The sequence below is a fragment of the Pseudomonas sp. SIMBA_067 genome (assembly GCF_046534675.1).
Taxonomy (GTDB): domain Bacteria; phylum Pseudomonadota; class Gammaproteobacteria; order Pseudomonadales; family Pseudomonadaceae; genus Aquipseudomonas; species Aquipseudomonas putida.
Map to the genome: position 1 here is coordinate 1 of NZ_JAWRYH010000142.1, position 350 is coordinate 350.

The window sequence follows — 350 nt, forward strand, 5'->3', positions numbered from 1 at the left end:
ATTCAAAACCGTCCTCGGCATTCGCTGCCAACAACCTTGGCCCGCTCACCGGGCTGAACGGCACCGCCGTCAACAGCTTGGGGTAATAGCCGATACCGGCGCGCTCACAGGCGTCCGCCCAGCCATGATCGAACACGTACTCGCCGTAGGAGTGCCACTTGCGGTAACTGGGCAAGGCCGCCACCAAGCGATCACCTTCCCAATGCAGCAAGTGCTCAGGCTGCCAACCCGACTGCGCGCCCAGGCTGGCGCTGTCTTCCAACGCACTTAGAAATGCATGCCGCACAAAAGGCTGAGCATGCGGCACCAAGGCGTCCCAGGCATTTGGGGCAATTTCGGACAAGCTGTCC

General features: G+C 61.4%; 1 protein-coding gene. It reads right to left on the reverse strand.

All coding sequences use genetic code 11. The features are described from left to right. A partial coding sequence (locus SB765_RS28430; RefSeq protein WP_410932330.1) for a peptidogalycan biosysnthesis protein occupies positions 1–350 on the reverse strand: 350 nt, incomplete at both ends.